The organism is Streptomyces sp. NPDC057543 (assembly GCF_042801895.1).
Taxonomy (GTDB): Bacteria; Actinomycetota; Actinomycetes; order Streptomycetales; family Streptomycetaceae; genus Streptomyces.
The window spans coordinates 1-3,331 of the sequence record NZ_JBHVFF010000499.1 but is presented as its reverse complement, the minus strand read 5'-3'; the positions used below and the strand labels follow the sequence as shown (position 1 = coordinate 3,331).

4 protein-coding genes are annotated in these 3,331 nt (G+C 68.2%); all 4 read right to left on the bottom strand.

The window, feature by feature from the left end; all coding sequences use genetic code 11:
• Positions 1 to 46: 46 nt before the first annotated feature.
• A complete protein-coding gene (trxA, locus tag ACFU8Q_RS40425; protein WP_384464899.1) occupies positions 47 to 379 on the bottom strand; it encodes a thioredoxin in 333 nt (110 codons plus the stop codon).
• A 48-nt stretch (positions 380 to 427) separates the two neighbouring features.
• Positions 428 to 1,390, bottom strand: coding sequence for a thioredoxin-disulfide reductase (gene trxB, locus ACFU8Q_RS40420; protein ID WP_384464896.1), 963 nt, complete (start codon positions 1,388 to 1,390; stop codon positions 428 to 430).
• Between the two features lie 134 nt (positions 1,391 to 1,524).
• On the bottom strand, positions 1,525 to 2,481 hold the full coding sequence (locus tag ACFU8Q_RS40415; protein WP_384464893.1) for an anti-sigma factor family protein: 957 nt from the start codon (positions 2,479 to 2,481) through the stop codon (positions 1,525 to 1,527).
• Positions 2,478 to 3,182 (bottom strand): RNA polymerase sigma factor SigM, encoded by a 705-nt coding sequence (sigM, locus tag ACFU8Q_RS40410; RefSeq protein ID WP_384464890.1) that lies wholly within the window; start codon positions 3,180 to 3,182, stop codon positions 2,478 to 2,480. The genes ACFU8Q_RS40415 and sigM overlap by 4 nt, the downstream gene beginning before the upstream one ends.
• Between the last annotated feature and the right edge of the window lie 149 nt (positions 3,183 to 3,331).

Below are 3,331 nucleotides of genomic sequence, written 5' to 3'. Positions count from 1 at the left end.
CCCCCAGGGGATGGACCCGTTTCACGTGAAACATCGAACCACGGCTCTACTCGCTGATGAAGCCTTCGAGGTCACGGAGGAGCGCGGCCTTCGGCTTGGCTCCGACAATGGTCTTGGCGACCTCGCCGTCCTTGTAGACGTTCAGGGTCGGGATGGACATGACGCCGTACTTGGCGGCCGTGGCCGGGTTCTCGTCGATGTTGAGCTTGACGATCTCGATCTCGTCGCCGTGCTCGGCAGCGATGGCTTCCAGGGAGGGCGCGATCTGACGGCACGGACCGCACCAAGCGGCCCAGAAGTCCACCAGTACCGGCTTCTCACTCTTCAGGACGACCTCGTCGAAGGAGTCGTCGGTCACGTTCTTCAGGGCGCCGGCCACGGCGGCCTCCTTAACTTCTTAGGGGTGTGTGGGGGTGAGAGGCGTGGGTCAGACGGTGGCCGCGGCGGCCTTCTCGTCGTCGGCGAGCGCAGCGAGGAAGCGCTCGGCGTCGAGAGCGGCCGAGCAGCCGGTGCCAGCAGCGGTGATGGCCTGTCGATAGGTGTGGTCGACGACATCACCGGCGCCGAAGACACCGGTCACGTTGGTGCGCGTCGAGGGGGCGTCGACCTTGAGGTAGCCCTCGTCGTCGAGTTCGAGCTGCCCCTTGAAGAGCTCGGTGCGCGGGTCGTGGCCCACTGCGATGAACAGACCGGTCACAGCGAGCTCGGACGTCGCACCGGTCTTGGTGTTCCGAAGGGTCAGGCCGGACAGCCTCTGCTCGCCGTGGACTCCTGCGACCTCGCTGTCCCAGGCGAACTTGATCTTAGGGTCGGCGAAGGCACGGTCCTGCATGGCCTTGGAGGCACGCAGCGAGTCACGGCGGTGGACGATGGTGACGGACTTGGCGAAGCGGGAGAGGAAGGTTGCCTCCTCCATCGCGGTGTCGCCGCCGCCGACCACTGCGATGTCCTGGTCCTTGAAGAAGAACCCGTCACAGGTCGCGCACCAGGAGACGCCACGGCCGGAGAGCGCGTCCTCGTTGGGCAGGCCCAGCTTGCGGTGCTGGGAGCCGGTCGTCACGATGACAGCCTTGGCGCGGTGGACCGTGCCCGCGGTGTCGGTGACCGTCTTGATGTCGCCGGTGAGGTCCGCGGAGACGACATCATCGGGGACGAGCTCGGCACCGAAGCGCTCGGCCTGGGCACGCATGTTGTCCATGAGCTCGGGGCCCATGATCCCGTCCTGGAAGCCCGGGAAGTTCTCCACGTCGGTGGTGTTCATCAGAGCACCGCCGGCGGTGACGGCGCCCTCGAACACCAGCGGCTTCAGTGAGGCGCGTGCGGTGTAAAGGGCGGCCGTGTAGCCCGCGGGGCCGGAGCCGATGATGATCACATTACGGACGTCGCTCACGGGTTTCTTCCTCGTCTCTGCAGACTGCCTACTGTCCACGCCTGATGGGGTCGGTTCAACGACTCTCACCCCACCCAACGGATCCTACGGGGGAAGCATTCCCGACGTGCCGGGGCGGCGTTACGGCACGATTCTCAGGGGCGCGCGTAGGCGTGGGTCAGCAGCAGTTTCGCTTTGGCGGCGGGCTTTTCCCGGACACAGGCCGCGTCGACGACATACGCCTGGACGCGGGTCGCGTCGGAGGGGTGCGGCAGGACAACGAGGAAGGCATCCGTGCCCTCGTAGGTGCCTTCTTCCACGGCGAGGGCCGCGGCCTTCCGTCCAATGCCCTGCTCCACACAGAGCGGGACGGATACGGAGGGTGCACGCAACGGCGTTTCGGGCGACTCGGATCCGGGAGAGTCGTTCTTGGGCGTCGACTGAATGTCGACGGACGGCGGCGCCTGCTTCTCGGCGTCGGTACCGTCCCGACCCGCTGATTTTGTACCGGCGTTCAGAAGGAGCGTCTGGACCCGGCCTTCGAGGGTGGACGCCGTGAAGATTCCTGTGCCCTTTGTCGTGGAGCTGGAGCCGTGGTCTGCCGCCTTGAGGCTGGCATCATCCTGGGACGACTGGAGGTTCTGCAGCATGAAGAAGCTCACGCCGACCACGGCTGCGCCTAGAGCGGTACCGAGCACGGCGGTGCGGCGGCGGCGCCGGGCCGATCGGCGGCCGGGGCCGGTGGCCGCCCGGGGACGCCCGGCAGGGCGGTCCGAGAGGCTGGACTCCGCATCCGGCTTCTGCGCGCCGGAAGGTTGTGTTTCACGTGAAACATGCGGCGCTGCACCGACGGGCGCCGTGGTACTGAGAGCCTCGGCGGCGAGCGCGGCGTCGATGCGGTCCACGACATCGTCGGGCATGTGCTGGGGCGCGGGCACGGTGCCGAGCAGCTCGCGGATCTCCACGAGTGAGGCATGGACATCGCCGCAGAGCTCGCAGCCGTCCACATGGCCGCGTACCTCTGCCGCACGTGACGGCGGGAGTAGCCCCTCCGTGAGATCGGAGATCTCCGAGACATCCGGGTGCTGGGTCGTTTCGGTCGTTGATGTCATGCGCGCCCACCTCCGCCCTTCACTGCAGCAGGATCGCTTGTCCCAGCGTCCCTCGGCCCCGCTGCGGGTGGGACGGATGCGCGCGGCGTCCGGTTCCTTCCCACAGCGGGTTCCTCGGCTCCGGTGTCCTCGCTGCGTAGGTGGGTGAGCAGAGGAGCCAGCCGGGCTCTGCCCCGCGCGCAGCGGCTCTTCACGGTGCCTGTCGGTACGTCGAGGACGCGTGCCGCCTCGGCCACGGGGTAGCCCTGCATGTCCACGAGGACCAGGGCGGCGCGCTGCTCTGCGGGGAGAGTGGCGAGTGCGGCCAGGAGTTCACGGTTCAGGTCCCGGCGCTCCGCCGGGGCCTCCGCGGACTCGTGCGGTTCGAGGAGTTGGTCGAACCGTTCGGTGTCATCGATTGGCGAGGTCTTGCGGGTGGCCGCCTTGCGGACCCGGTCGAGGCAGGCATTGACGGTGATGCGGTGCAGCCACGTGGTGACGGCGGACTGGCCGCGGAAGGTGTGGGCGGCCCGGAAAGCGGAGACCAGCGCGTCCTGGACGGCGTCTGCGGCTTCCTCGCGATCGCCCAGGGTCCGCAGTGCCACGGCCCACAGCCGGTCGCGGTGGCGCCGTACGAGCTCGCCGAATGCGTCGGGTTCACCGGCCACATGGCGAGCGAGGAGGTCTGAGTCGCTGAGTGGTTCCGACGGCTCGGCGGCCACCTCCCCCTCCCTCCCTCTCTGCGTCAAGGTGCGTCTGTCTATCACGATTCGAGTGAGCAGGGGCAGAGGGCGGAGGCCGATCGGTATGAGATCGACCGGCCGGGCCGGACGGTACGCGAAAGGCCGGTGGGAGCGGGCTCCCACCGGCC